Here is a 25423-nt window from a genome sequence, read left to right on the forward strand (position 1 = left end):
AGTTAGAAGCTGTATCTTAGTGATGTTTTTAGAGAGTTTTCATCTAGACGATGCTCGCCACCAAAGATTAATGATGTTTTCTTGCCAATCAAAAACTCAAGCTCTGCACCGTAAATTGGGAGTGTTTCATCATCAATATCATTAATTACTTTGTTGTCTTTGTCTTTAAAGTCAACTTTATCTGTAAAGCTGTTCACCTCAAATCCACCATAAAGATTTAGGTACAAGCTATCACTACCGAAGTTAGATTTAATACCCGCAACTGCGCCGTATGAATTACTGCTAATTAAACTTCTGTTGATATCATCAATATTTACATTTTTGTAGCTGTAATTGCCAGAATCTAAGTAGTGACCAAAGCCTCTAACGTACAGATCCGCGACCATAACATCTACAGGTATGGGAAGTGGGTAGTTAAGACCAAAACCAACTTCGATAGATTTTCCATAGCTGTTAGCACTTACTTCTTCTTTTGGATCAATGTAGTTCAAGCCTAGATCGACAAACATAAATCGATTCAGGCTTTTGCTGGCTTTTACAGAAAATCCATTCTGAGACTCATTTACATTGTAGCTTGCTTGGATATAGTCGTGATAAATATCGACAATATCAGTATTTAGATCAATAAATGGATTTGCTGGTTTGTCTTGGTTTGCCAGGGTTGAACCTGACATTGCTGATGCGGCTAATGCCATACAAATAATAGTCTTTTTCATAAATGTCTTTGTTTTTTATTAGTTAATAACAAAGAGAGTATTACAAAAAACAAAATTAACAGCAAGGTAATATTAAAAAATCCAGCATCTGGTGCTGGATTTTTATTAGTGTAATTCTTCGTACATTAATGATATGCCATTAGTTTCAATTCTATCTGTATTTTTTAACTCTCGCTTCCAATCGATGAACACTTCTTCATCCTCAGGGAATAGAGATAAATGTCTGTCTATCATTTGATAAATTGTTTCGGTTATAAAATCAATGTCTGATATATGGTCTGTAATCCAATGCCAGCGATAGTCGTTGCTGATTCGGACTAATGCATTGAATTCAAAAGTGCCATTAAGAGGTAGTAGCTGAACCGATTTTACTTGTTCTAAGGCTTCACTACTCAAAAGGATCATGTAAGGAGAGTTTTCATAGTTAGAACAGTGTTGTTCGTAACTAGCATTATCTCCAACTACTCTTAGCATGACTTTTCTCTCATCTTGTAGAGGTTGACTTAACCTCTGAGAATTTATTGGCTTAGCGCCTTTGTAACCTTATCCTGAGTGATAGGATAGATCAATATGGATCTAAAAATATTCAAAAACTCAACATCTTGTATGCTCGGAATTTGAGCACCTAAGAGATAAAACGAGGGCTTTTCCCCACTCAGTGTTCTTTTAAGCTTATAAATAACATCATACTCTTCTTTCAGTGGTGAGTGTAAGCAGATAAAAATGCAATCCACGTCACTACTTATTGCGAAGGAGTATAGTTCATTATAGCTGGTTGTGCTAGTGCAAGTTGCTCCCATTGAGGACAAAACTTGAGACATTTGTCCCATATCCTCACTGTCACGAGAGTAAACAAGCACATGCTTGCCACTAACGACACTCTTCCTAGCTTTAACTGATTCTACTACGCTATTGCCAAGTGCGAATGTTGGTTTACCTGTTACTTGAAAGCTGTTGTTATCTGAAGAGAGCTTATGCAATAAGCTCTCAGTAGCGATGAATTCATTTAGAACCCTCTTATTTTTGATTGTTGTGCAGCAATATTCTGCACATTTCATTAGGCAGTTTGTCAGCCTTCCGTAAGGAATGTTTAACGGGAGTGCGACATCAATGTCCGTTCTTCTCTGGATCTCATCAAGCTTTGATTGTGAGTAGGTGTTTTCGATGCCAACGATCAGGCTAGCAATTTCTCTTGATTGAGAGATAAGGCTCTGATTATTTTGTGCATCAATAACAAACACTACATCGAACTCTTGATTCAGCTCTTTTGCGCGTTGAATGGATGATTCCTTCTTGTAGTTGAACAGAAGCTTACGAAGCTTAGATGTAAGAATAAAGGTGGTAGACGGATTAGTGTCGATCACCAAGATGTTTGTCTGTTTATCAGAAAGCTTAAGCAGGGTTGATTTATACAATGAGCTTTCATTACCTGTTTGAATTGCTGGTATCTCAACAGTTAAATTATTCTGATTATGGTCTGTAATGAACTTGCACTTCAGATTGCCTCCAATGGCTTTTAAGCTTTTCTGTAGGTTTGAAAAGCTGGGTTGATGGTTTCTTGTGTACGAAACCAGTCCAGTTCCATTGAAGCATGTGTTTACCTCAATGAGCAAGTGACTATCCTGGCTGTCAATATAACTCACTGACACATTAATTGATTTAGTAAACGAGCTTGAAGCCTCGTGCTCAACCATTTCAAGTAGTGTATCTCTGAATATAGCGCTATTAATGAATAATTCAGTAGGAATGTCAGTTTGCTCAACATAGAAAATATCAATGCTGTTCAAATCTGCAATCGTATTGATGCTGATACAACATTCATCACTAAGATAGAAAAAGTCTTGAGCAATTGGCTCAAATTTCTTCCTTAAAATGTCGTGAGCATCGATAAAATTATTATTGTTACTCATCAATGAGTTAAGCATACGCTCCATCTGTATAATGGTTAGGGTGCTGTCCTTATCAGCAGTTCTTCCCTTTAGCTCTTCAGTCATCATCATTAGATTGTTGATGAGTTTCTTTTGAGAAGAAGCAAGGGAAGAGGCTTCTAAGATCATATGATCAAGCTGATTATTAATTTCATCATTTTGATTATGGAGATTGATGATCTCATTCTTTGATGACATTTTTATGTAATCAATGTTACATTGATGTTTATTTTTAATCTCATCAATAAAAGCTTCTATCTCGTTGAATATGTTATATGAAACATGTCTTCTAGATGTCCTGATAGGTAAGCCTTTGATAAGAGAGTTTTTAGCATTATGGATATAATTTACTGCATCTCGGTAAGCAATTGCGGAGTAAATGGAAAATATTGCGTACCAGACTGCAATCAATATGAATGGTAGTTGAGTACTGCTTAGGAAAAATTTAGAGAATGTAATATCTAATAACTTACCATTTACATAGATTGTTGCTTGCTGACTTACTCGATATGACTTTGATAGGTTTCTTCCGAAAATCTTGTCTATAAAGTTCTTAAAGCTACTGCTTGATTGTGCAGGTAGTTTATCAGGGTTGATTCTGATTAATGGGGTATCCTTTTCACGGAATTCGAGATAATACCCGCTTTTTGAAAGTATGCTGCTTTCAAGAATCGCTTGAATTTCTTTATGTTTTTCCTTATAAGGTATTGTATTTATTTTATTAGAGATGTAGTATAACTCAGAGTCAACAATTGACTCTTCATTTAAAATAGAATTTAAAAAAACTTGGCTTATGGCTATAGTAGCAACCATAGTTAAAGCTATGTTTACATATAAGATTATGCGATTCACGATAGTATCTGTTATTGAGAATTACTTAAAAGAACGGGAATGTACCACATAGTAACATAACTATCAATACTGAAAGATTTTTATAAAAAAAGGTTAATAATGAAAGCGATTGCAAAGAATAGAAAGGCTTCTTTTGAATATCACCTAAAGGATCGATTTGAAGCAGGTGTTTGCCTAGAAGGGTGGGAAGTCAAAGCTTTACGTGAAGGAAAAATTAATGTTACGGAAAGCTATGTTTTCGAAAAAGGCGGGGAGATGTTTGTAAGCAATCTTCGCATTGAACCACTGTCTATGGCTAGTACGCACGTTAAAGCAGATCCGTTAAGAATCAAGAAACTACTGCTTAACAGAAAAGAAATTGCCAAAATTGTAGGCGATATCAACAAGCAGGGTATGACATGCGTACTGACTTCTGTTTATTGGAAAAATGGAAAGCTTAAGGTCGAGTTTGCTTTGGCTAAAGGCAAAAATAATTACGATAAGCGAGAAAGTCTGAAAAAGAAATCGCAGGATATGGAGCAGAAGAGAAACCTTAAAGTAAGGTAATCTTTGCACTGTCGCTTTCGCTGATATAACATACCCTTAGTTTCATTACTAAGGGTTTTTCATGTTTTCTCAAAAAAAGATTACGGCATCACTGATAGAAGAATATCTAAATAGGTATCTCTGCACAAAAACATCTGAAGAAGATGGCGAACTAATTGCTTACTATAGCGATGGCATAGAGAGACTTCTAGGCTTTGAAATACTTTACGTACCGTTTGAAAACCCCCGTAATGTGAATGAATTTTTATCACTATGTGTCAAGACGTTCATAGACAGCGGTATGGATAAAACGCTTAGCTTCAACATCCAGGATCGCAATGTTAAATTCGTTTCTATACCGCCAGAGCGATACATAAACTCACTCATAGAAGATAAAGAAAGACATAAGGATAGCTGTATAGGCTATTTTCAGATAATTCTAAATTGATGTTAAATGATTAATCCTGTAAGTCTCGAACTCTAAACCGATAGGTTTGGAGTTCATGTCTTTTATGAACATATTGGCTACAATCTCGTCAAACCCCCAAAGGTCAAAAATCCCGTTGAGTCCTTGCATGTGAACTTTATATGTGTTGACAGCAAATACAACACTTATATTGTGTAGTTCTGCAAAGTTATGTATTGAATGATAAAGAGAATCAGCTTTTATTTTTTCGAGAGTGTCAAAGTTATTGAAATCAATCACCATGATATTAAAAGTGGATGATAGCAATAGTTTGGATAATAGCTTTGAGTGACTTAAGATGGCATCATTACTTGGTTTTGAACTTGTGGGTCTAAACCACTGAGGATTCGAAAGAGAGTGAATTATCGACTTAAAATCGAAAGATATGTAATCAATATTGCCGAAGAACTGCCCCGATAAAGAGTTTGGCGAAACCTGAAGTAAATTACAACAAGACATAAAATTCTCCGTTATAAAGAAGGTAATTATATGTCAAATAATAAAAAAACTCAAATTCTTATTCATATGTCTTGTTTCAGTATTTTTTTCATTGTATATTTATTTAAATAAATAAATAAATATAAATCGAGTTTATAATGAAAAATGGTATGAAGCTAGCTTTAATTGCTACAGGTCTCATGGCGCTTTCAGGGTGTCAGTTAACGCGTGAAGAACCATATACTGGTGATGAGGTTCCTACTAGTCAGTCATCATCATCTGTCATGGGTTGTGCCGCTGGTGGACTTGCTGGTACTGTAGTTGCTCCTGGTGGAGGCACAGCTATTGGTTGTATTGGCGGAGCTATCGTTGCTGGAATTGAAGGTGTAAACCTTGATGCTGAAGCTGAAGCCCTGAGATCAGAACTTGTCGGAACTGGTGTGCAGGTTTCAAAAGAAGAAGGTAAATTAACTCTAGTGATGGAGAGTGACTTAGCTTTTGGAGTTAACTCTAAGGAGTTAAGTTATGAAGCCAAACCAACACTGCGAAGTGTGGCTAAAGTAATGAAAGAGTTTGGCGATGTTAAGCTTTCAGTAACTGGTCATGCAGATGCATCAGGTAAAGAAGATCATAATCAAAAGCTAAGCCAGGAACGTGCTGATGAGGTAGCTAGGTACATTGCATCTCATGGAGTCGGTTACAGTCGAATTAAGGTTGAGGGTGCTGGAGAAAGCCAACCTATTTGCGATAATGAAACCAGTCAAGGTAAAGCATGTAACCGTAGAGTCGAGCTACAGTTTTACAAATAAGAAAGATGCAAGATACGCTTGCATCTTTGATGAATATGTTAAACCGCTACAGTTTATCTGTGCGGTTTTTTTTAATGTGGTAATCTTGGGGTGCTTGCTGTATGAAGGCTGCATACAGTAGAGCTATTGTTTATTAGCATTGGTCTACATTCAGATAGAAGGACTGAAACTTTTCCATCAGATATCTGTTCACCAAACATCTGCGAGTTGTTTCTAGCTACAACAGATACAGAATGAAAAAGAATGGAATTAGCTGGAAGATCTTCAGGGACTAAGTCGCTGTCAGACAAACCCATTGAATCAATAGCAAATCTTACAAACTCATCTGTTTTGAATGAAAAATCGAGCTTTTCGCCAGATGACTTTATAACATTTACTACCAAATCCTGGTCTGGATTGTATTTGTTTATGTCCAGGGTTAGTGGATTAACAAATAAAGATACATCATTATTTAAGTCGCTCATACTTATTACCTGTTCATATAGAGCAAGGGACACTAGCAATTGAAGTACCTTGTGTTGACTGTCTATATCTTCTTTACTTAAATAGCCATTAATAATATGTCTTGGATCTATTCCAACTCTTACATAGGAAGCTACTCTATTCTTCATGTCATCGAAATCTTTCTCAGTGGTTCTTATAGGACATAGACGCAAAGAATTGTCAGCATTAATAGTGATGTTCATCAAGCTTCCTCAAATAATCAGAGAATAAGCTATCAGCATTATAGTGAAAAGTCAATAAAAATGCCCAAATTAAACAATAGTTTGAGCACCATTAAAACAAGTCTTTTAATGAATGGTAAGGTAATAGAAAAGCGGCTCAATTAGCCGCTTATAGATTAGTCTTCAAAACCATTTAATAATGAACCTAACTCATCTTCGGATAGACCATCATCTGAATCATCATCAATTTCTATATCAGGTGCGCTAGCAGAAGCGTGTAAATCAAAATCAAGTTCATCCTCAATATCACCAAAATCATCACCCAGATTACTTTCGTCATCTTCCTCATCTTCGTCAGAAGAAAGTAATTCAGAGAGACTCTGTTCAGAGACAAAACGTTGTTCTATGGCTGAAGACTCGTCTTCAGCTTTTGCAGCTTTATCCAAATCATACTGAGGAATCTCAGTATTTAGATCATTTGTATTTAGTTCATCACTTCCAGAATCTTGATTTTCTTCTTTTCTATCAGTATCAATAGATGGTGTGCTATCAGCTTCAGAATCATTATCAACTGTTTCTTCGCTCTTATCGGAAATACTATCTGTTATCGCGATACCCGTAGCCACACCAGTAGCAATAACAGAAGCCTTAGAAACCCCCTCGTGGCTATCGTTATTTGATTGAGAATGTTCTGTGTCTGGCTCAGACTTATGTTTAACTAAAGGTGTTTCCTTCTTAGCTTCTGCAAGTGTCTTAGATAACCTTACAGCGTCAACATCACGTTCTTTGAACGGTCTGTCTATTAGCTGCTCAAATTCTGATTGAACCTGTTCTGCTTCTTGTTTGACAGTTTTGTAGTTTGGTTCAATAGTGAGGAAGTCTAATTTACTTAGATTTTCATCATCCGATCTGTAGTTGAGTGGCACATAGCATTCATCAAATGCTTGTTCTCTTAAGAAACCGATCTCTTCATTAAAAATGAATGCTTTTTCCAACTCATCAACAAGAGTTATAATCTCTCCAGCAGAGATTTCATCTGTAGTATGAAGAATTTTGAATGTGGTCTGCTTAATTGAGCCTAGATTATAAGTCAATTCTAAGCTTTCAAGATACTTTATGCCTTCGGCTATGATATTTATTTCGTTTTTAAATTCCTTTCGCTCAGAAAGGAGTTCTATTCTTTCTCTGATCCATGCCTTTCTCATTTTGAATGATGAATAAAAAACACCTGATGTTAAAGCGCTAGAAATTATGACTGAGCTAGTCAGTGCAAGAGTAGGTGATCCAATTACTATCGCGCTTAGAAAACCAAGAGTATGGATAGGTTTAACACCAGATAGGATATTGTAGCTGTATTTTGTTCCAGCTAAGCTTTTCCCTTTCAGAATGAGATCGTCTCTCTCAATAGATGTCATTACAGGAGTGTCAATAAGATCAATTTCTTTCAGATTTAATAATGCCTTTCGAATCTTTTTAATGGATTTTACAGGTCTATTTATTTGTTCTAAATTACTTAAAAATTCTGCTCCATTCATTTCTTTTCTCTTTATTTTTTTGCTGTTGATAGAGTGCAACCTATAAGATATCATGTTTTTTAAACCATTGTAATAAATATTAAATAGCGCACCCTCCTGTGAACAATAAAAGAATTGAAAGCTTAATCGATGATAATATGATGAAGATTGGGTTTATACTCGGTCTTGGTGTTGGTGGTATCACCGATAATGATAAGGTCATCATTAAGAAAACGATGCTTTATAGATTAAAAAACACAAAAAGCGATTTAGCTGCCTATTTAGAAGGTTTAGATGATATTAAATTTTGTGAACAAGTTCTCAATACAGCAAGTTACTGGATAGAAAAAGAGTTTGAAAACTCAAGAGTAAACGGGCTAAGGAAAGAGAAGGAGCGACTTTCTGAGAAATTTTATAATAGGTTAATGGTTAGGTATAAAGCTAGGCTGATTAAAGAGTTTAGAGGGCTTTCAGAAACTTCAACGATGTACCGCGACACAATTAGTAAAATCAATAATAAATATATTGATGATGCCCCCTTTGATGAAGGGGATATTTGTAAGTACATTAAAAACTCAATTGTTATTGCAAAAAGCTGTCACTATAAAATTAAAAGTGGCTTATTACTGCTTGAGTTGATGGGAATATGCAATAATATTCAGCTTGCGCTGGCGCATATCTGCTATTACTCATACATTCATGAATCCAATAATTTCTTGTTAGAGCTGGGTAAGAAAAGCAGAAGTGAGTTTCTCGATGAGTGGGTATCAAGGCATGTGTCAATTACGGAAAAGCAAACGATTAACCACGATAGCCTATATAAAACAAAAGACTTATCGAGTTTAAGTCAATATATTGACGACCTTATCAACTCTATTGACTCATTAGCTGACACGGACATTTTTTGGGATAATGTGAAAACTAATATTGAGACTTCGAGAACAACACTCGCTGTGATATCATCCTGCAAATATCAGATAATCCGTACAGTTAAATAGGATTTTTCAGATATACAATCACTTACATGGCTTTTTTATGCAAAACGTTGCATTTCTCTAGAGAATTCCGTGATGTGTGTCGGATATTTTTCGACAATTTGTAAGAGAAAACTTTGATCTAAGTGACTAATTAATATAACATGCGCTTCGATTATCAAATCGAAAATAAACCATATCAGGTTCATTAGAGGTTGATGTGCAAAAAATAGCAATAAATAAATCTGCGACAGAGTCTTACGTAGGTGTTGGATACAGTGTTATCCCAAGACCAAATAATGCTCTCCACGCAGTGTTTCTCACGGGAAAGAGCGGTCGGCACTATCAGATCCTCATTCCGATGCAAAGGTTGGTTTCACTTGAAAAAGTCAAGGAGTTAGTTGGCGAATTATCATTATCGGCGGATTACAGGATAACAAACCATTGTTACGCGTATTCTGTTTCTAGGGCTTATCCGATTTTAAACAATGAAGGTTGTCAAACAATCATTGATCTTTCTGTGTTTCAGGAGGATATGGTTAATTTAAGGGATAATAAATTCAGTAAGACTGGTATGGATACTTTATGGTGCTCTCCAGATAAGTTTAACAGCTACTTTGGCGATTACCTAAAAGGCGATATCACCTCATCACTTAATCATGAAAGCAGCTTGGTTTCTGGTACATTTAAGAAGCGTAGATGTCTTATCAATGAAAGTGGCTTCAAGTTTTCTGACAAGACATATGATATCTTGCCGATAACTGCTGGAGTCAAAGATGAGATAGAGATCTTGATTGATAGTGATTTTTATCAAGACGATATTCGATCTTTGTGTGAAAAGTCTATTACATTTTATTGTAATGCGGTGAAATTTAGCCAAATCAAGGGTGGCTCTAAGCTAGAAGCTGTCAGGGAACCTTTAACACCTTCTCGTCTATCACGATGTTTTAGCCTTGAAGAGTTAAATGAAATGCTTCTATGGATGAGTCAGGCTAGTGTTATTGATTGTAATGAGCAGGCGTTCTTTACAACGAGGCACGAAAAAATGGTTCATTATTTGTACACTATTATTGAGATGATGTCGGATTGTGATTCATTTACTGGTCTATCTGATGACTATTTAGACGAAATGCGTTTAGCATCTCGCCTGTATAACTTCAGTGACTTAGCTTTGTTCTCTTGTTTGGAGTTTTCAGATTTCAACCGATTTACAGACTATATGAGTGTCAATCAACATCAGCACATTGCAAGTATCATTAGAAGCTTGTTTGGTGTCGATTCAGATACTCTTAATGTGACGTTCGGAAGAGAGTTGGGACTATCACCAGATATCTGTAGAGTCATAACAGATATGGCATCATCATCCTTGTTTGAAGCCAAACGATCAGAACATACTGAGTCTGATCATCCAGCAATGCAACTGCAACCATCTGTTGTGGTTAAGGTTCTAGCGCACTTGCTACATAGTAAAGGCGTTGTGCATGATGGAGCGGCTTGTCAAAACCCAGCAATGGTGAAACATATCTTGTCTATGATCGATAAGAGTTCGGTGCTAATTGGTTTGGTTGACAAAATATTGGCGGTGGATAGCAAGAACAGCTTCCACTCAATAGATGTGTCAAACTCACCATATTTCGATGAAGCCGTATCAATGAATGGACGAATCTCGGAAATTCACTTGTACTAGATAACCAAAAAGCCACCGAATTCGGTGGTTTTTTTTATGCCATTAAAGGCAGTGACAATGTAACAGTTAAAGTAATTTAAATTTTACTATCAATAGCATAAAATAATATGAAATAAATTAATTTGAAAGTAAAGACAATGAATGAAATAGAAAGCCTACAAGAGTATGTGATGAGCGAAGTGTATAGCACTTTGTATAACACTTTTAGTTTGGATAAGTTATCTAAGGCAATAGTAGAATCCTGGATTCAGTCAGGGGATATTTCAGATGAAGCGAATAGGGAAGCTTATGAGTCTGAGCTTGCAAAGAAAGATAAAGATGAGCTGGTAACGGTTTGTTATGACTTAATATTTGATAACTCAGCTAACGCTGAGAAAATTTCAAGTGGCTCTTTCTCATCTTTATTGATTGATTCATCAGGTAAATATATTGTTGAAATTGACGACAATCGTAAATTCAATCTTACAGATCGTTTGTGGGTAGTTGACATGTTTGTAACAGGGAATAGCCCAATCGAAGTGAGAGCATTTTACGAAGATAACCCTGTAGAAGATCCTTCGATTATTGTTGAGTCAAAAAGAGAAAAGTTGACTCTCTCTGATGGTAAAACAGTTATGAAATATGACCCGATTGAGGGTAGGTTTGTTTTTATTGTTGATGAAGAAGAGCTTGAGATCGAAGAGAAGGTGAAAGAGCAGGCTAAGATCTTCCAAAAATCCTTAATTGATAGTATTTTAACTAGAAAAAGTGTTGAAAAGTTGCTTGACTCGAATAGGGCGCAAGTAATAACATTGTAAAAAATGAAAATAAAACCTAAGTCTATAATATTAAAAGATAAATATTCTAATGAGGATTAAGAAAATGAACAGATCACAATTAACTGAAAATATAGTAAGTAAACTTCCAGATATGTCAAAAAACAAAGTTCGTCACGGTGTTGATACGATCTTTAATGTGCTCAAAGATGGTCTTAAGAACGGTGAAAGATTGGAAATTCGCGGTGTTGGTAGCATGTCAGTTCGTGAGTATGATGAACGTGTAGGTCGTAACCCTAAAACAGGTGAAAAAGTTCATGTTGGACGATCATTCCGAGTAAGATACCGCCAGTCTAATTTCTTCAATGAAACTTTGAATAATCCTGCATAACGCAGAAATTATCAATAAAAAACCTGAGCATTGCTCAGGTTTTTTTTATTTCACAGGATCAAACATTTGGTTTTCAGAATCATATGGTCCTTTGTACTTTTCCATAAACTGATAAAGCTTCTTCGCGCCTGCACATTCATTTGTCACACCATCGTAAACTGGTACGTGTGATGGTCCACCTTGACATGAATGGTAGTATTCACAGTTTACACATGATTTACAGCGAAGTTTATTTTCCCATCGGCTGTGTTTTCTTCTGATAGGGTGATCCATAAAATCACTAATTTTTTGGTCTTTAATGTTCCCTAAGATCATTGCGCCCATATCACACCAGAGAACGTCTGTTACAACAGTCCCATCTGGATTTAAGGTAAACATCATGTCCGAGTTCTTAACATTGAAGAACTGAGATTTAGCCTGGGTCTGTGAATGCCATAAAATACTTGATTGAATACCCATTTCTTGAAGCTCATGACCGTACTTATCAACAAGTTCAATCAAGTAGCTAGAGAATTGATCGTAATTGATTGAAAGTGGAAGTACAGGGTACATCATATGGTTGTAAAGAGGACTTTCTAAAAACTTATCAAATTGTACAGATGCGTCGAATTCCCAAATTTTCGCATCACTTTTCCTCATAATTTCGACTAGAGCGCCAGCACCAGCCTCAAAGGTTTCTTTGTTCAATTCGACGTTCACAGTCACAGACATACCAGCCTTTCTTGCCTTTTGAATAGAGCGAAGAAAGCGTTCTTGATATTTCTCGCTTGAGCCATCAAGCGTGAATTTATGACCCATTGAATATGTTACTTCGAAATGGTTATCCATATACTCGCGACATAGGTCAATAAGCCAATTAGGAGTGTTGTAGGCATTAGTAACCATTGTTTGTCTAACCTTAGGGAATTTATCTCTTACCCTCTGCATGTAGTCGCGAAGTACATGTTGACCAACTAAAGTAAGCTCGCCACCTTCCCAAGCAATGATAGGCTCGATATCATCCCCTAGAAAAAACGGATCAGAAAGTGCTTTGTCTATGTATTCGAAAGGTATACATTCCTTACGTGTTCTCTGCTCAATTGTGAGGTAGCATCTAGGGCAGTTAATATTACACTGCCTTGTCACATTGATAAAAAGCAAAGGTTGCTTCATTTTTGACTCCAAATTATTTTTTATTAAACAAACTAATGATACACTATGTAACTATGACATGGAACTGAACAGCAGACTTTTGAGCCTGATATTCATACAAAAGTCGTTAATAAATAATAAAAAAATAATAAACCGTCCGCGAACCAATAATAAAGAGAATAAAAATGCAGATAGAGCACATCAGCGAAGATTATGTTGAAACGATTAAGAGCGATGAATTTGCAATTTTCATTTTTTATCAAGTAGATGATAAAACATGGAACTTACTATTTTCACTAGACCCAAACATTACTGATATTGATCCTTATGAGCTTGGAAGGTTGGGCGAAGAGAGTGAGACCGATTTCCTCTTCTTCCCAAACTACGAAACAAAAGGGGAAGCTCTTCAAGGTCTTGGAGAAACTATGTTTAATCCGAATTCGGATTATTACTATATAGATACCTATGAGCTTAGTGATGAAGCAGTATGGTACATCAGCTTAATCACACATAGTGAATACAAGCAGATTGAAGAAGTTCCAGACTCTGATAATTTCGAATCAAATAATAATAATGAAGTATATGAATTAGAGGAATTAGCAATATGATTAATATTTACAATAATGATGGTGAGAAAATAATAAAATTCATCGAACAGAACTTTAGTTGTGAACTACCAAAACATGGATTTGTAGCTGGTCAGGCAGTTTGTGGTGTTTTGATGTATCTAAAAGGATTATCAAAAGAAATAGTTCTGAATGATATTGATATATTTCACATTGTTAAAAAGTTTTCTAACTCTTATTCGCAGAAAAAATTTAACTCATTTCAGATAGTGAACGGTTTATCTTTAGATAGAAAAAACTTGCAGGTTTTCAAGTCTTCAGAAGACAAATCTATTTTTGAAAATAAGAGTCAAGATTTAATCAAGAATTATTTCTCTCGACTAGGTGATATGGAAACTGATGTTGAAGACTATGCTAATACCCTTAAATGTCTTGAAAAAACTCACACCATAAATATTGATATAGTTAACGGGTATTTTTCTTACCATAACACCACATCTAATGACACATACCGCATCTGTGATGTGTTTAGAAAAAGGTTAATTAACTCAGTTATAGTGCAATCACCTAGTGGAAATTTTTCAAGCATCCTCAAAGGATTTGATATTAATTGTACTCAAGTAGGTGTGTGTTTAACGACCAAGAAAATTTACTTTACGCCACAGTTTCTCATGTTTTTAAACTCGCTAAAGCTTGAAGTTACAAATGCAACCAGACCGAGCCATACACTTATACGACTAATTAAAAAACAGAATGAGCTTAGATTGAATTTTGACGAAGAAAGAACGCTTGGTGCATTGAATATTGCGCTTCTGCTCAATAATAAATCCTTTAGAGAAAATGTTTTAGAGTCAGAGCTTGAGTTGGTATCCCTATTGAGAAACAATACATTTTATTGCAATGTAATGGAATATAAAATCCCAAAAATGGGTAAAGTTTACTTAGAGAAATATGGTTCTATTAAGCATTTGATGCCAGGTTATCATTTGCAAGAATTTAAGTATTCTCCGAGAAGTAGCTCCGAAGAAAAAGATAAGCAAACTTTATATGATTTAACAACAACATTAGAATTACCCGACTATATTACATCTGGTGTTCATAGAGAATTGCTCGAAAAGAGACTTAAATGTAAGGTTATCGGTTACGCAGCCATTCTTAAAGAACATGCGGTAAATATCATAAATCACTATTATTCTAGCAATAAGAATGTACTGATCCCTGTTAACTTTACGAAAAAACAAGCTGAGAAAGCACTTGTTAGGCAGCCAAGACATGCGGAGGTTATTAAAGACCTTATTGCACTTAAGGATGTTAAAATTGAAAAAGGACTTCTAAACTCTAAACAGTACAATAAAGTATCATATTACCCAGAGTTTTGGTCTAAGCTAGAGTCAATACAGAGTAAATATCATCAAAATGTATATGGTTCTTTAATCAAGTTTATTGAAGAAAATGAACAATTGTACAAGTTGTATAGAAATAACAGGGAATATCTCAATAAGCCTTACATAGATATTGAGGGATCATTTATAAGTCAAGAAAGTTCTTTAAGATCGGTAGAAAGATTTAAATCGGATATCAAATCAATTTTGAATCAATCTCATATAAGAAAAAATTTATTGATAGATTCACTTACAATTGATGGTATCAGATTCGACATTGTCAATACATTCTCTGATCACTACGATTTCTATAAGGATCTTCATGATGGTTATGGAATAAATAGGGCAAACAATGTCAATTGGATAAGGAATTGCAGCAAGTTACCTATAACGATTACTAAAGCTGGTAAAGTAATCGGAAAATTGTGTTACGTAATGTACAAGCACCCAAATGATAAAGCGCGTTTGTCTATTTACAGTGGGTACGTGTATGTGCTTGACAACACAACAACTGAAAAGGAACTTAAGCAGTTGGCAATGAAATACCTATTCAAACTCAGTGAATTAGGTATAATAAACGAAATTAAAAAAGTTTATGAAAAAATCGGATATGAATATTAAGAAATTAATAGCACTGTCAATACTTTCTATTTTAAGTGTCTCCAGCCATGCAGTGGCTGGAGACCTTACATCTAATGGTTTTTCTTACGGTAAGGCTATAGAAATCAAAAGCAATGATTTGATATCAGATTTTGATGAGCGGATATTTTCTAAAATTGGTGAACCTGGAATATCACATCACCCGTATTTTAAAGATAGATATATTATCTCATTTGATTCAGATTCTAGAGATCGTGTAATTGAGTTGTTTAGTAAGGCTTACTATTTATCTCTGAAGATTAAAATCGATAAGGATACCAATGGAAAAGGGTATGAGATGATTGAAACGCCAGATGTAAAATCCCTTCTTGAAAGGGTTGGAAATGGGGGTTTTAAGTCATATCAGGGTGTTGATATTGTCTATGTTGGAAATGACGTAGAGAGTAAAGCTAAGAACTTGGGTGTTTCGTATAAGAATGCCTATGCGCTTGAAGTTCTATCAAGATCATCATTTTCATTATTGTCATCAGAATACCCATCACACGTATCTAAATCTAACTCCGTTATGTTAGGTGCATTTTATATGTTCACTAGAGACAAAGTGAATAGTTTTAATGATGTATTTAGGTATCTAAGTGCCACAACTATGATATATCAAGAGCCTAATAGTGACTCTTTGAGCGCGTGGAAGTCTAGAGTTGCAGCTTCATACGCAGCAAGGTTTGTTAATAGCGGTACAGATGCGGCTACATTAATGGACTCCACTCCAATGAGGCTTAAGCTTTTTACCAATATGATGTCTAACGAGACTGTAGACTTATCAAAAACTAAAGACACTATCAATATTGACCATATTAAAGAGCAGCTATCACAATATTGGAAGTATACATTGATTGATTTGGCGAAAATGAACCCAGCTTTCGATCCGTCAGATTGCTTGAGTCTTTACAAGATTAGTAATGGTGAAGATATCATGCAGATGATTTACTCTAATGGTGATTATGGGACGTTGTGTGATATTTCTAAGGCAATTTCAACGGGTGACTTACTAGAGTCAACAATCCTACAGCTATCTGAAGAAACACTGAGAAAGTTTATTCAGAACGATGGTGGTGGTTTTGTGCTTGTCAGCCCTTCTTCAAGAGATTTCTTAACAATGTTTGATAACTCATACAATGTTAATGTGAAGAATGTTTTTTTATAATTTAATTAATGTTAATATGGAATAAAGGAATTTTATGATGAATGAAAGTAAAGATATTGAACAAGTATATGTTGATGACATACACCCTTTAATTGAAAGGATTGCTCTTGTTTGTTTCCAAAATAACATTCCTTTGTTCTTAAGCTGCCAAGATGGAGATAGCAGCTTTAGAAATACGCTGATTAATAACAAAAATCAAAAAATTGATAAGTTTAGGTTACATAGTTTTGTGGCGGAGAATAGAAGCCTGGATGACATTTTGCTCGCAATAATAGAGGATGCCAAAAAAAATGGGCATAACTCAAAAATCTTACGAGCTATGGGGATTCCAATGAGTCAAAACTAGTATCCTGATATAGGGGGCTGTATGCACTGGCTTTTCTGGGATATAGAAAACACTGGTAATAGTAAGGTATTGTCATATTGGAAAATACCGCACGAAAAAACAAAACTGATTATCTGTTGTTCAAATAAGGTTCCAATACCTAAAGAAATATTTTCGAACAATAACCCTTTCGACCATATCGAATTTATAATATTTAATCGGCAAGAAAAGGATAAGGCTGACAACCTACTAGTCAAAAGCTTGCAGAATCACCTCTCTGACCATGATATAACACCTTCGGACACAGTCCATTTACTCTCCAACGACAGACTTCTAAATCAACGATTCCTTGATGAAGTTACTGAATCACATGCTTCCCTAGACACGTCTTACACTTCGAAAATTTGGGATCAGCTTCTCTATGATATTTTTATATTTAAATCAGGAAAAACCATAGAAACCTGCTTCTGTAAAAACTCTGAATATGTCAGTAAAAAGTCTCTAGAGAACACATTCAAAAAGTCTACTTCTAAGGTTATCAGAGAGCTTACAAAACATAACATGCTTATTCCCGTTTCAAAAAGACGATGGAAAATAAATGTGAAAAATAATGTTAAGAATGTGGTTTCTTTGAAAGAAGCGGCATAAAAAAGCCCCCTCAAGGCGGGGGTTATCTCTTAAACTGTAATGTTGTTGATGAGCTACTATGGTGCTCTTGACTAATAAAGGTTAGTCCGAAGGTGTTCTTTAGGTTTATGAGACTTTCACATTTTGATAGGACAGCTTCGTTCTCTGTCTCATAGATGCCTACATCTTCTATATGGACGTCTTCCAGTAGTCTATCGTTTACGAATATGCTAATTGAGTGAGGAACATTAAAGCCGTCTGAATCGCTTGTAGGGCTTATTTTAACAGCTTTCTTCTTTACTCTAAGCCTTTTTTCAATTTCATCTTCACTGTGGATGTCAACTATGTGTGTGAGTAAAGATTTTGTATCACCAAACCATTCTTTGCTCGCAGGGCAACCCTTGAAAGGGCAGTGATAGACCATCACTTCTTTGTCTTTCATCACAATCTTTCTCTTCTTATACTTTTTTCGGATTTTCATGAGTTGGATTCATTATTGTTGTTTCTAGAACACTACAGAAAAATTCAAAATACTTCAATAAAAGTCTGGAAATCATAGGGATTTAAATCGAGAAATGATGTCAATTGCTGATCATATAATCAATTAAATTAGGTCAATCTCACAAAAATTGACTTTACTTTTATCTGTGATTATATACAGCAAAATACATAGATCTTATTATTGTTAAGAACGCTACGCAGGATAAAATCACCTAAGCGGTTGATTGTATAGGGTTTTGCATCAACCCTAAAACTATCAATCTTGCTATGAGACGAAAAAAATAATGACTGATTTGTGTAAATGACTAATAAATATTAATTATTTAATTGACATAGAAAGTTATGTTGGTCTAGTATTCTCACAGTAGGGTGCTACCGAACAATACCGAGGTGAAACAATGTCTGAAACTATTGAGATTAAGCAGCTAATGTCTTTGCGTTCAATGCGTCCAGCGTTGCGTGAATTAAGTACTGAGCAAATTGAGCGTATTCAAGAAAATGCTGCTGAGTTACTAGTTGAGCGTCAAAAGGAAGACGAGCAATTAACTGAGCAAGAAGCTCTAAAAGCTGAAAAACTTGATCTTATCGTTAAGATGATGCTAGAAGATGGAATTGATGCTGAAGATGTCTTGGCGAGAGCTAAAGGCAAGGCTGTGTCAAAGGGTAAGCGCAAAGAGCTTCCGCCTAAATACGTTTACAAAGACGAAGAAGGCAATGAAAAAACCTGGACTGGTCAAGGTCGTACACCAGCTCCAATTCAGAAGGCTATTGATAGCGGCGCAAGTAAAGAAGACTTTCTTATCAAGAGCGCATAATCCATAATAAAATATGAAAAGGAGGCATAGCCTCCTTTTTTAACTCATTGAATTTTCAATGGATACCGATTTTTGCTGTGTCGGGAATTTGAATTGTTGATTAAAAAACTTCAACGCTTGTGTTGCTCCGCTAATAAAATCTTTTGATTTTTCGGATTTCATTTCATCGAGATCTATCATCATAACGCTGATGTATTTGTTTAATGCGTTACCTTTGTATGCCTCTATTTTCTCCAAAGCAAACTGAACACCGTCTTTTGCCTCTTCAGGTATTTTAGACGACTCCCTCATGTGTGTGATGATTTGCAGCTTATTTTGAGATACTTCAGGGTATTGCTCGTTTTCTAATATATTATCAACAAGCTTTAAGTATCTTGAATATTCTGGATCATTTAGGCTTTGGTACAATAGGGAAGTAATTGTATCGCAAACAGAAATATTTTCTATATTTCCACCAGCTCTGCATAACTTCTCAATATAATTATTTAACCTATTTTTAAATGGCTTAAAAATATGTCTATCAGTTTCACTGAGGGAGTTAAATAAATTTTCATGCTTTCCTAAAAAACCCACAAACTTTTTTGGCATACCAAGCTTCGTAGACATATTGTTAGATCTAGATGTTGCGGGAGCCTTATAGGTGCTGTTAAAGAACTCTATGGTTTGCAATGCGCCGCTTACAAACCCCTTGTCTTCATTGTTGCCAAGCATCTTCTTAAGATAAGCAGTATGCAATTTCAAATCATTACCCTTGTAGCCTTCAATTTCTTTAAGGGCATAATGAACACCAGAAGCCATATCTTCAGGAATGTCCTTAGACTTTTTCATGTGCTCAGTGATCTTTTTGACCTTCTCAGATATTTCTGGATACTGCTCATTCTCCAAAATGGAAGATAAGCTATTCAGGTACGAGATGTAGTCTGGATTGCTTATGTTTTGATTCTTCAAAAGCGTGACAACGTCACTTGCAGTAAATGTTCCACTCTGAGAATAGGTGTCAGCGTGTGCATTGATTGTATCTTGAATGCTTTTATTTTTTAATTGTTCACTTTTTGATAAGCAATCGAACAATTGGTCATGAGCCTTTCTGAAATCAGTAATGTTCATAAGCAATCCTTTATTATTTTTTATTTATTATTTAAATATTAACATATTGGTGGATTACTATACAGCAAAGTTTATATTTATAAAAAAACCCAGACTCTTGTCTGGGTTTTCTTGTTATAGAGATTTCTCTTTTTGGTCTTTGAGTTGTCTCTCTACCTTATTTGCCGAATCAGTTAAGGCTTTGTACAGATCGTGATCAGTTTCAGTACCAGTAGCTTGAAGCTTACCGCTGCGGAACTCAATCACTGCTTTGAACTGACTTCCTTCGGCAGAGTATGAAATGTTTGCGGAATCCATATGGAAGTGCTCACTGATCTTACCGATTACTTTATCAACATGAGCACGGATTGCATCAGTGACTTCTAAGCTATTGCTATTAATTTTAATCATATTTTTATTCCTTATTTAATTTCACAACTAAAATCTAATTCATATGCTTTGCCATGTCAAACAAATTGGTTTAACATACATTTAAAAGAACAATAAATAATCAAAGGCATAAAAATGTTTAAGAAATTAATGCTGCCAGGAATCTTAACTGCTTTATTAGCTAGTCCAGCAATGGCATATTCCACTCAAAACGTCTCTTTGCAAAAAGATTCCTATGGGTATGTTGACGTAAAGCTTTATATGTCAATCTGTGATACGTACAAAAATGTAGGTTATAGCCGAGAATTTGGTTCAGTGTCTGACTATGATGGTCCTTACCCTGAGCTTGGTCATTTTTCTGCTGAATTGGATAAGGTTTCAAGAATCGGTTCTAGCAATAGAGCATTTATTGATGAAACCATGCGTAAGGCGCATGAATTCCAATACAATACCTATAGGGCATTAGCTCAGTTTAAGGTGCAGATTCAACGCTATGAAAAGTTGGTTGGTCAATATGAATCCACTTATCAAATGCAGAATGAAATGCATGAAGAAAACCGCGCTAAATTGATTAAGCAAAAAGAATACAATACTCAAAAAACAATTTCAGATATCAAAACACAGTTATCTAAAGTACCGTATAGCGGTAGAGATCAGGTTCATGAAATGTCAGATTGGGATGACTACCAGGAATGTAAGCTTTGGTGGAATTACGAAAAGCAAAATCAGGGTAGAATTGACTACAATAGAAAACCAATTTACAGAACGAAGTAGAAACATTGTCGATTGAAGCACTTTAAGTGCTTCTTTTTTATTGACTATTGTCTTGTTTTTGGTATAGCATTAAACAAAATAATCAAATGGTAAAAGTTTTGAGTCTTGATATATCGCAAAAGGCAGAGTCTATAATCGAAAGAATGACCTTGATTTTCGATGATAAAGCAAGGTTAGGTGTTATTAATCATAAGCAAAATTTAGAGGCTGTATCAGTTAGCTCTGAATCAACATCTTGCAAAAGCTGTTTAAGCAAGCTTACTCCACTGGAAAGATACTGGTACATTGATACTTGTGAATCTTGCGAAAGATCGTCATTTTTGGAAAACGAAATCCAGAAGTTATCCCCGATTGATGCCACAAAAGTTAGAAGTTACGTTTTATTTAAAATGACGAACAGTGAATCAACAAAACTAATAAATTAAGCAGAAATTAAGATGAATAACCAAGAAGCGATTATTCAATATTTTGGGTCACTAGAATTGAAAAGGGCAATGAAGCTAATCTATAAGGATTCACAGCTTCAGGTTGCCGTAATATGCGAAGATAGTCCAGGTAAGGTTCCTATTTTGGAGGTTTGGAGAAACTCTGAACAGTCACCATTTAGCTCTAAACAAATTGGCACCATTAGTGGCTATAAAGGATTTGCAAGTGAGATCTCGAAAGTGGATTTTGAGTCTGTTTGCAATGATGTTAAAGGTAAAATCCTAGAGTTTATGCCGAAATAAAAAAGACTGATTATTAATCAGTCTTTTTTATTAAATCGTATTTTTCAAGTTCTGGTGTAGTGACGAGCCTTTTTCCGTTTGGTATCGTTAGAATGAGGTTGGTTCCTACTTTTTCGGCTTTCATCTGAATCTCATTCTCTGATGATAAGGATTCAATCGTGGCAACAATTTCTTCAGCTACAGAATAAGCAATACCATCAGATATTACGTCCTTTTCTATGGGTTTTTTGGAAACTATATAAACATGGTCATCCGAAATTTGATAGTCATCTAATTCATTGTAAAAGCAGCCAGAACCAATTGAAAAGTTTGGCTTACTTATTCCACGTCCTAATTCACTAACATATGAAATTAAGCCTATAGATGGAAGCGATTTGATATCAATCTTCCAAACCTTTCCATTTACAGTTTGTAATGACTCTGTAATTGATTCAGAAATGGTTTGCTTGCATCTGTTCATATCTTCTAATAAGGATAAGTGCGATTCAGCATATGATTTAGATATGCGAGGTCTTTTCCTTGCAGAGAATAAAATTGCGTTGTCAGCGTTATCAAATTGATAGCTTCTTGTTGGGCGAGTTTGGTTATTTAAAATCATGTCATTTCTTTTTTATTATTATTTATATTATGTGAATAATATCATCCGACAGATCGCTCAACAATATTTATATTCAAATAAAAAGCCGCATCGTTGATGCGGCTTTGATTTGCAAGAAGATGACTCTTAGCTCATATATTGAGCCATGAAGTCGGCTTCGTTCAAGATCTTAATATCAACGCCGCTGTTTTGTAGTTCTTGTGCTTTAGAAAGCTTGCTTCCAGCTTTATCACCATAAAGAACAGCGCTTGTCTTTTTACTTACAGAGCCGCTTACTTTAGCGCCTTTCTGTTGAAGGAGTTCTTTGATGCTGTTTTTATCAAAGTTTTCCAATGTGCCAGTAACAACCCACGTTTGACCTGCTAATTCACTTGATGCAGCTTCGACTTCTTCAAAGGTAATCCCTACCTCAAGAAGACCATTGATAAGGTCAATGTTTTCTTGACTAGCAAAGAACTCAATGATGTTACTTGCAGTACCATCACCCACATCATTTACTTTTATTAATTCATCATGGCTGGCATTCATAATCGCGTCGAGTGAGCCAAAGTATTTCATTAAGTCGTTTGACGTTGATTCGCCAACACCAGGAATACCAATGCTGTTGATGAACTTATCCAAGCGGCAATGTTTTGAAGCTTGAATGCTCGCAATCGCTTTTTTAGCGCTTGCGATACCTTTGCCTGGTAGATATTGAATGTCGTCAATATCTAGTTTGTACAGGTCAAGGACATTTTTAATTGCCCCTTTTTCATATAGCGCTTCAACAATCTTGTCACCGATACCTTCAATATTCATCTGCTTCTTGCCAGTGAAGTGCGAGATCGCTTCAATAGCCTGCGCTGGACAAGTTAACCTTGCACTACAAAAGATACCAATAATATCTGGTTTGGTCATAGTAGGTGCATTACATACTGGGCAGTGAGTCGGCGGTTTAATTAACTCTCCACCATTTGATTCAAGTACGCCCTCAAGATGTGGGATTACATCGCCTCTGCGAGAGATAGTTACAGTGTCACCGATTCGTAAACCGAGCTTTTCTACCTTCTCAAAATTGTGAAGGGTAATGTTGGATACAGTAACACCACCACAATGCACAGGCTCTACGCGCCCCATAGGAGTTAAAATGCCTGTACGACCTACCTGAACATCAGATGACTTTAAATCCGTGTTGGCTGTCATTGCAGGGAATTTTCTAGCAATAGCAAATCGAGGGATTCTGTTCGTGTATCCTAGCTCTTCCTGTCTTTCAACATCATCAACTTTGAAGACAATTCCATCAATGTCAAAAGGAATATCAGAACGAATATTTTCAATTTCATCGTAGAAATTATACATATCTTCGATTGATGAAAGTTGTTTAGTGTATGGGCTTTTACGGAAACCAAACTTATGCAGCATGGATAGTCGTTCAAAATGACTGTTAGAAATATCAAGATCGCCACTTTCAATATAACCTAGACCATAAGGAATAAAGCTAAGGTTTCTTTCTTTACTCAGTTTAGGATCAAGTTGACGGATTGCTCCAGCAGCACCGTTTCTTGCGTTTGCTAAGCCTTTTTTGCCATTTGCTTCGGCTTTGGCATTGTAATCTTCTAATTGCTTCTTGAGCATAAAGCCTTCACCGCGAACTTCAAGTTCAGGGATGATAATGTCGCAATCAAGTTCCATAGGGATGTCGGTGATGGTTTTAACTGTATGGCTCACATCCTCGCCATATTCTTTATCGCCCCTTGTTAGAGCGTATGCAAACTTGTTGTTCTTGTAAAAAATAGATAGTGCTAGACCATCCAGTTTCAATTCCGCTACGTACTTGCCACCAACGCTTGCTTTACCTTGCATTGTTTTTTTAAGTTCTTCGTTATCGAAGGCGTTATCAAGTGAAAGCATAGGCTTCTTATGCTTAACGGACTTGAACTTATCAGAAAGCTTGTCACCAACACGCTGAGTTGGTGAGGTAGACTCAATATTGTTTGAGTTGGATTTTTCGAACTTTTGAATCTCTCGGTACAGAATGTCATAATCTGCATCAGGAATGATTGAAACATCATTTACGTAATACTGAGTGCTGCATTTGTTCGCAAATGACACCATAGCCAAGTAGTGTTCATAGCTGCCTTTATCATCACGTAGCATTAGTGATTGATATGTTTCAATTGCACTGTTATCTAAAATCTGAGCATGAGGATTCATCTGTCTCTTTCCTTCAATTTATTTATTTAATTAATTAATGATTTAAGTAGAGAAGCAGGGCGAGCCTGCTTCAATCATCAATGGTTTTCTCTTTTCTTTTGCGTTGCTATGCCAATTTTTCTTGCACATGCTTCAGCATATTCCACATATCTTACATTAATGTACCTTAGAATGCAATCTATGTATAATAAGAAATAACTATTTCCCGTGGTTTCAAAATTTCTAACCATTTGCGTAGGGAGCATAGAGCGGCGAAGGACAGGATGAAGCTTGTTGAATTCACTTTTCCCAGAAAAGTGTTTTTGTATAAGGCAAGCATCTTTTAACTCGATGCCTGAATCAAATGAATTTTCGAAAAGTTCATCGTGAAATTTTGGCTTTACCTCATTAAAGTGGTTGTACTTAAGAACTAGATTGCCGAAAACATCATGATTCATACCGAGAAGTGGGTCATTACCACTGGAACTTTTTTGATATGCCGTGTTGAGAATAGTATCATTTATAAACTCAATAAATCCCTTTTTTAGTGTGTCATCAGATATAGTGAAAGCCTGAAAGCTAGATAGAATCACGATATCTTCTACCAGATCTTGAACATTTACCTTATTGCAACTTCCGTTGAGCTGAACAGTGGACATGTTATCTATGAACAATTCTGTAGCAATTAGGACTTCACCACTTATAGAGTGTAAAAGTGATTCTCTATTCATATCAGCACCAATATAAAGAACGATGCATAGAACTTACTGTAAACGCAAGTGATTGTCAATTAATGGGTATTTT

The 25423-nt window shown here is 35.6% G+C and carries 27 protein-coding genes; 15 read left to right on the top strand and 12 right to left on the bottom strand.

Annotation, left to right across the window (positions count from 1 at the left end; translation table 11 throughout):
* Positions 1–2 precede the first annotated feature (2 nt).
* The 3 genes from AACT42_RS12205 to AACT42_RS12215 all read right to left on the bottom strand — a co-directional run bounded on the left by AACT42_RS12205 (position 3) and on the right by AACT42_RS12215 (position 3496).
* Complete coding sequence (locus AACT42_RS12205; RefSeq protein ID WP_141193233.1) at positions 3–716, bottom strand: hypothetical protein; 714 nt, start codon at positions 714–716, stop codon at positions 3–5.
* Positions 717–821: 105 nt separating this feature from the next.
* On the bottom strand, positions 822–1190 hold the full coding sequence (locus tag AACT42_RS12210; RefSeq protein WP_094133456.1) for a hypothetical protein: 369 nt from the start codon (positions 1188–1190) through the stop codon (positions 822–824).
* A gap of 44 nt (positions 1191–1234) precedes the next feature.
* Positions 1235–3496 (bottom strand): hypothetical protein, encoded by a 2262-nt coding sequence (locus tag AACT42_RS12215; RefSeq protein ID WP_141193232.1) that lies wholly within the window; start codon positions 3494–3496, stop codon positions 1235–1237.
* Between the two features lie 99 nt (positions 3497–3595).
* Between AACT42_RS12215 and smpB the strand changes: the two genes are divergently transcribed.
* The 3 genes from smpB to AACT42_RS12230 all read left to right on the top strand — a co-directional run bounded on the left by smpB (position 3596) and on the right by AACT42_RS12230 (position 5734).
* The gene (smpB, locus tag AACT42_RS12220; RefSeq protein ID WP_094133705.1) at positions 3596–4042 is read left to right on the top strand and encodes an SsrA-binding protein SmpB; all 447 of its coding nucleotides are present in this window, start codon (positions 3596–3598) and stop codon (positions 4040–4042) included.
* A gap of 61 nt (positions 4043–4103) precedes the next feature.
* The gene (locus AACT42_RS12225) at positions 4104–4469 is read left to right on the top strand and encodes a hypothetical protein (protein ID WP_094133706.1); all 366 of its coding nucleotides are present in this window, start codon (positions 4104–4106) and stop codon (positions 4467–4469) included.
* Positions 4470–5095: 626 nt separating this feature from the next.
* Positions 5096–5734 carry an OmpA family protein gene (locus tag AACT42_RS12230; RefSeq protein WP_176432220.1) on the top strand — a complete coding sequence of 213 codons (639 nt, stop codon included), beginning with the start codon at positions 5096–5098 and terminating at the stop codon, positions 5732–5734.
* 71 nt (positions 5735–5805) lie between these two features.
* Here AACT42_RS12230 and AACT42_RS12235 read toward each other — a convergent pair whose 3' ends face one another.
* Positions 5806–6420, bottom strand: coding sequence for a hypothetical protein (locus tag AACT42_RS12235; RefSeq protein ID WP_094133709.1), 615 nt, complete (start codon positions 6418–6420; stop codon positions 5806–5808).
* A 155-nt stretch (positions 6421–6575) separates the two neighbouring features.
* Entirely contained in the window at positions 6576–7934 is a 1359-nt protein-coding gene (locus AACT42_RS12240; RefSeq protein WP_094133710.1) for a hypothetical protein, read from the bottom strand.
* Positions 7935–8032: 98 nt separating this feature from the next.
* Between AACT42_RS12240 and AACT42_RS12245 the strand changes: the two genes are divergently transcribed.
* The 4 genes from AACT42_RS12245 (at position 8033) to AACT42_RS12260 (ending at position 11720) form a co-directional block, all read left to right on the top strand.
* A complete protein-coding gene (locus tag AACT42_RS12245) occupies positions 8033–8911 on the top strand; it encodes a hypothetical protein (protein WP_094133711.1) in 879 nt (292 codons plus the stop codon).
* 196 nt (positions 8912–9107) lie between these two features.
* On the top strand, positions 9108–10574 hold the full coding sequence (locus tag AACT42_RS12250) for a hypothetical protein (RefSeq protein WP_141193254.1): 1467 nt from the start codon (positions 9108–9110) through the stop codon (positions 10572–10574).
* Between the two features lie 137 nt (positions 10575–10711).
* On the top strand, positions 10712–11371 hold the full coding sequence (locus AACT42_RS12255) for a hypothetical protein (RefSeq protein WP_094133713.1): 660 nt from the start codon (positions 10712–10714) through the stop codon (positions 11369–11371).
* A gap of 64 nt (positions 11372–11435) precedes the next feature.
* Positions 11436–11720: an HU family DNA-binding protein gene (locus AACT42_RS12260; protein WP_094133714.1), complete on the top strand. Its 285-nt coding sequence runs from the start codon at positions 11436–11438 to the stop codon at positions 11718–11720.
* A gap of 45 nt (positions 11721–11765) precedes the next feature.
* On the opposite strand, the gene AACT42_RS12265 is transcribed toward AACT42_RS12260, so the two are convergent.
* A complete protein-coding gene (locus tag AACT42_RS12265) occupies positions 11766–12872 on the bottom strand; it encodes a radical SAM protein (RefSeq protein WP_094133715.1) in 1107 nt (368 codons plus the stop codon).
* A 164-nt stretch (positions 12873–13036) separates the two neighbouring features.
* On the opposite strand from AACT42_RS12265, the gene AACT42_RS12270 reads away from it, so the two are divergent.
* The 5 genes from AACT42_RS12270 to AACT42_RS12290 are packed head-to-tail and all read left to right on the top strand — an operon-like array spanning position 13037 to position 17576.
* On the top strand, positions 13037–13459 hold the full coding sequence (locus tag AACT42_RS12270) for a hypothetical protein (protein ID WP_094182824.1): 423 nt from the start codon (positions 13037–13039) through the stop codon (positions 13457–13459).
* Entirely contained in the window at positions 13456–15420 is a 1965-nt protein-coding gene (locus tag AACT42_RS12275) for a hypothetical protein (protein ID WP_094182825.1), read from the top strand. Before AACT42_RS12270 ends, AACT42_RS12275 begins: the two co-directional genes overlap by 4 nt.
* Positions 15410–16603, top strand: coding sequence for a hypothetical protein (locus tag AACT42_RS12280; protein ID WP_094134137.1), 1194 nt, complete (start codon positions 15410–15412; stop codon positions 16601–16603). Before AACT42_RS12275 ends, AACT42_RS12280 begins: the two co-directional genes overlap by 11 nt.
* A 34-nt stretch (positions 16604–16637) precedes the next feature.
* Positions 16638–16949 (top strand): hypothetical protein, encoded by a 312-nt coding sequence (locus AACT42_RS12285; RefSeq protein WP_141193274.1) that lies wholly within the window; start codon positions 16638–16640, stop codon positions 16947–16949.
* 21 nt (positions 16950–16970) lie between these two features.
* Positions 16971–17576: a hypothetical protein gene (locus tag AACT42_RS12290; protein WP_094134136.1), complete on the top strand. Its 606-nt coding sequence runs from the start codon at positions 16971–16973 to the stop codon at positions 17574–17576.
* A gap of 22 nt (positions 17577–17598) precedes the next feature.
* Here the strand turns inward: AACT42_RS12290 and AACT42_RS12295 are convergent, their stop codons facing one another.
* Entirely contained in the window at positions 17599–18036 is a 438-nt protein-coding gene (locus AACT42_RS12295; RefSeq protein ID WP_094134135.1) for a hypothetical protein, read from the bottom strand.
* 418 nt (positions 18037–18454) lie between these two features.
* Here AACT42_RS12295 and AACT42_RS12300 point away from each other — a divergent pair, with 418 nt between their 5' ends.
* Positions 18455–18871, top strand: coding sequence for an H-NS histone family protein (locus tag AACT42_RS12300; RefSeq protein WP_094134134.1), 417 nt, complete (start codon positions 18455–18457; stop codon positions 18869–18871).
* Positions 18872–18910: 39 nt separating this feature from the next.
* On the opposite strand, the gene AACT42_RS12305 is transcribed toward AACT42_RS12300, so the two are convergent.
* Together AACT42_RS12305 and hpf are read right to left on the bottom strand one after the other, a co-directional pair.
* Positions 18911–19978, bottom strand: a complete 1068-nt coding sequence (locus tag AACT42_RS12305) for a hypothetical protein (RefSeq protein ID WP_094134133.1) — start codon at positions 19976–19978, stop codon at positions 18911–18913.
* A 114-nt stretch (positions 19979–20092) separates the two neighbouring features.
* Positions 20093–20368, bottom strand: a complete 276-nt coding sequence (gene hpf / locus AACT42_RS12310) for a ribosome hibernation-promoting factor, HPF/YfiA family (RefSeq protein WP_094182827.1) — start codon at positions 20366–20368, stop codon at positions 20093–20095.
* A 114-nt stretch (positions 20369–20482) separates the two neighbouring features.
* Here hpf and AACT42_RS12315 point away from each other — a divergent pair, with 114 nt between their 5' ends.
* Together AACT42_RS12315 and AACT42_RS12320 are read left to right on the top strand one after the other, a co-directional pair.
* Positions 20483–21121 (top strand): hypothetical protein, encoded by a 639-nt coding sequence (locus tag AACT42_RS12315; protein ID WP_038129090.1) that lies wholly within the window; start codon positions 20483–20485, stop codon positions 21119–21121.
* A gap of 437 nt (positions 21122–21558) precedes the next feature.
* Positions 21559–21849 carry a hypothetical protein gene (locus tag AACT42_RS12320; RefSeq protein WP_094182828.1) on the top strand — a complete coding sequence of 97 codons (291 nt, stop codon included), beginning with the start codon at positions 21559–21561 and terminating at the stop codon, positions 21847–21849.
* Positions 21850–21862: 13 nt separating this feature from the next.
* Here the strand turns inward: AACT42_RS12320 and AACT42_RS12325 are convergent, their stop codons facing one another.
* From AACT42_RS12325 to AACT42_RS12335, 3 genes are all read right to left on the bottom strand, one after another.
* Positions 21863–22447: a hypothetical protein gene (locus AACT42_RS12325; RefSeq protein ID WP_094182829.1), complete on the bottom strand. Its 585-nt coding sequence runs from the start codon at positions 22445–22447 to the stop codon at positions 21863–21865.
* A gap of 126 nt (positions 22448–22573) precedes the next feature.
* Positions 22574–24640: an NAD-dependent DNA ligase LigA gene (ligA, locus tag AACT42_RS12330; protein WP_094132642.1), complete on the bottom strand. Its 2067-nt coding sequence runs from the start codon at positions 24638–24640 to the stop codon at positions 22574–22576.
* 77 nt (positions 24641–24717) lie between these two features.
* Positions 24718–25350 (bottom strand): hypothetical protein, encoded by a 633-nt coding sequence (locus tag AACT42_RS12335; protein WP_094132639.1) that lies wholly within the window; start codon positions 25348–25350, stop codon positions 24718–24720.
* Positions 25351–25423 lie beyond the last annotated feature (73 nt).

Source organism: Vibrio sp. V15_P4S5T153, assembly GCF_963874485.1.
GTDB classification, from domain to species: domain Bacteria; phylum Pseudomonadota; class Gammaproteobacteria; order Enterobacterales; family Vibrionaceae; genus Vibrio; species Vibrio anguillarum.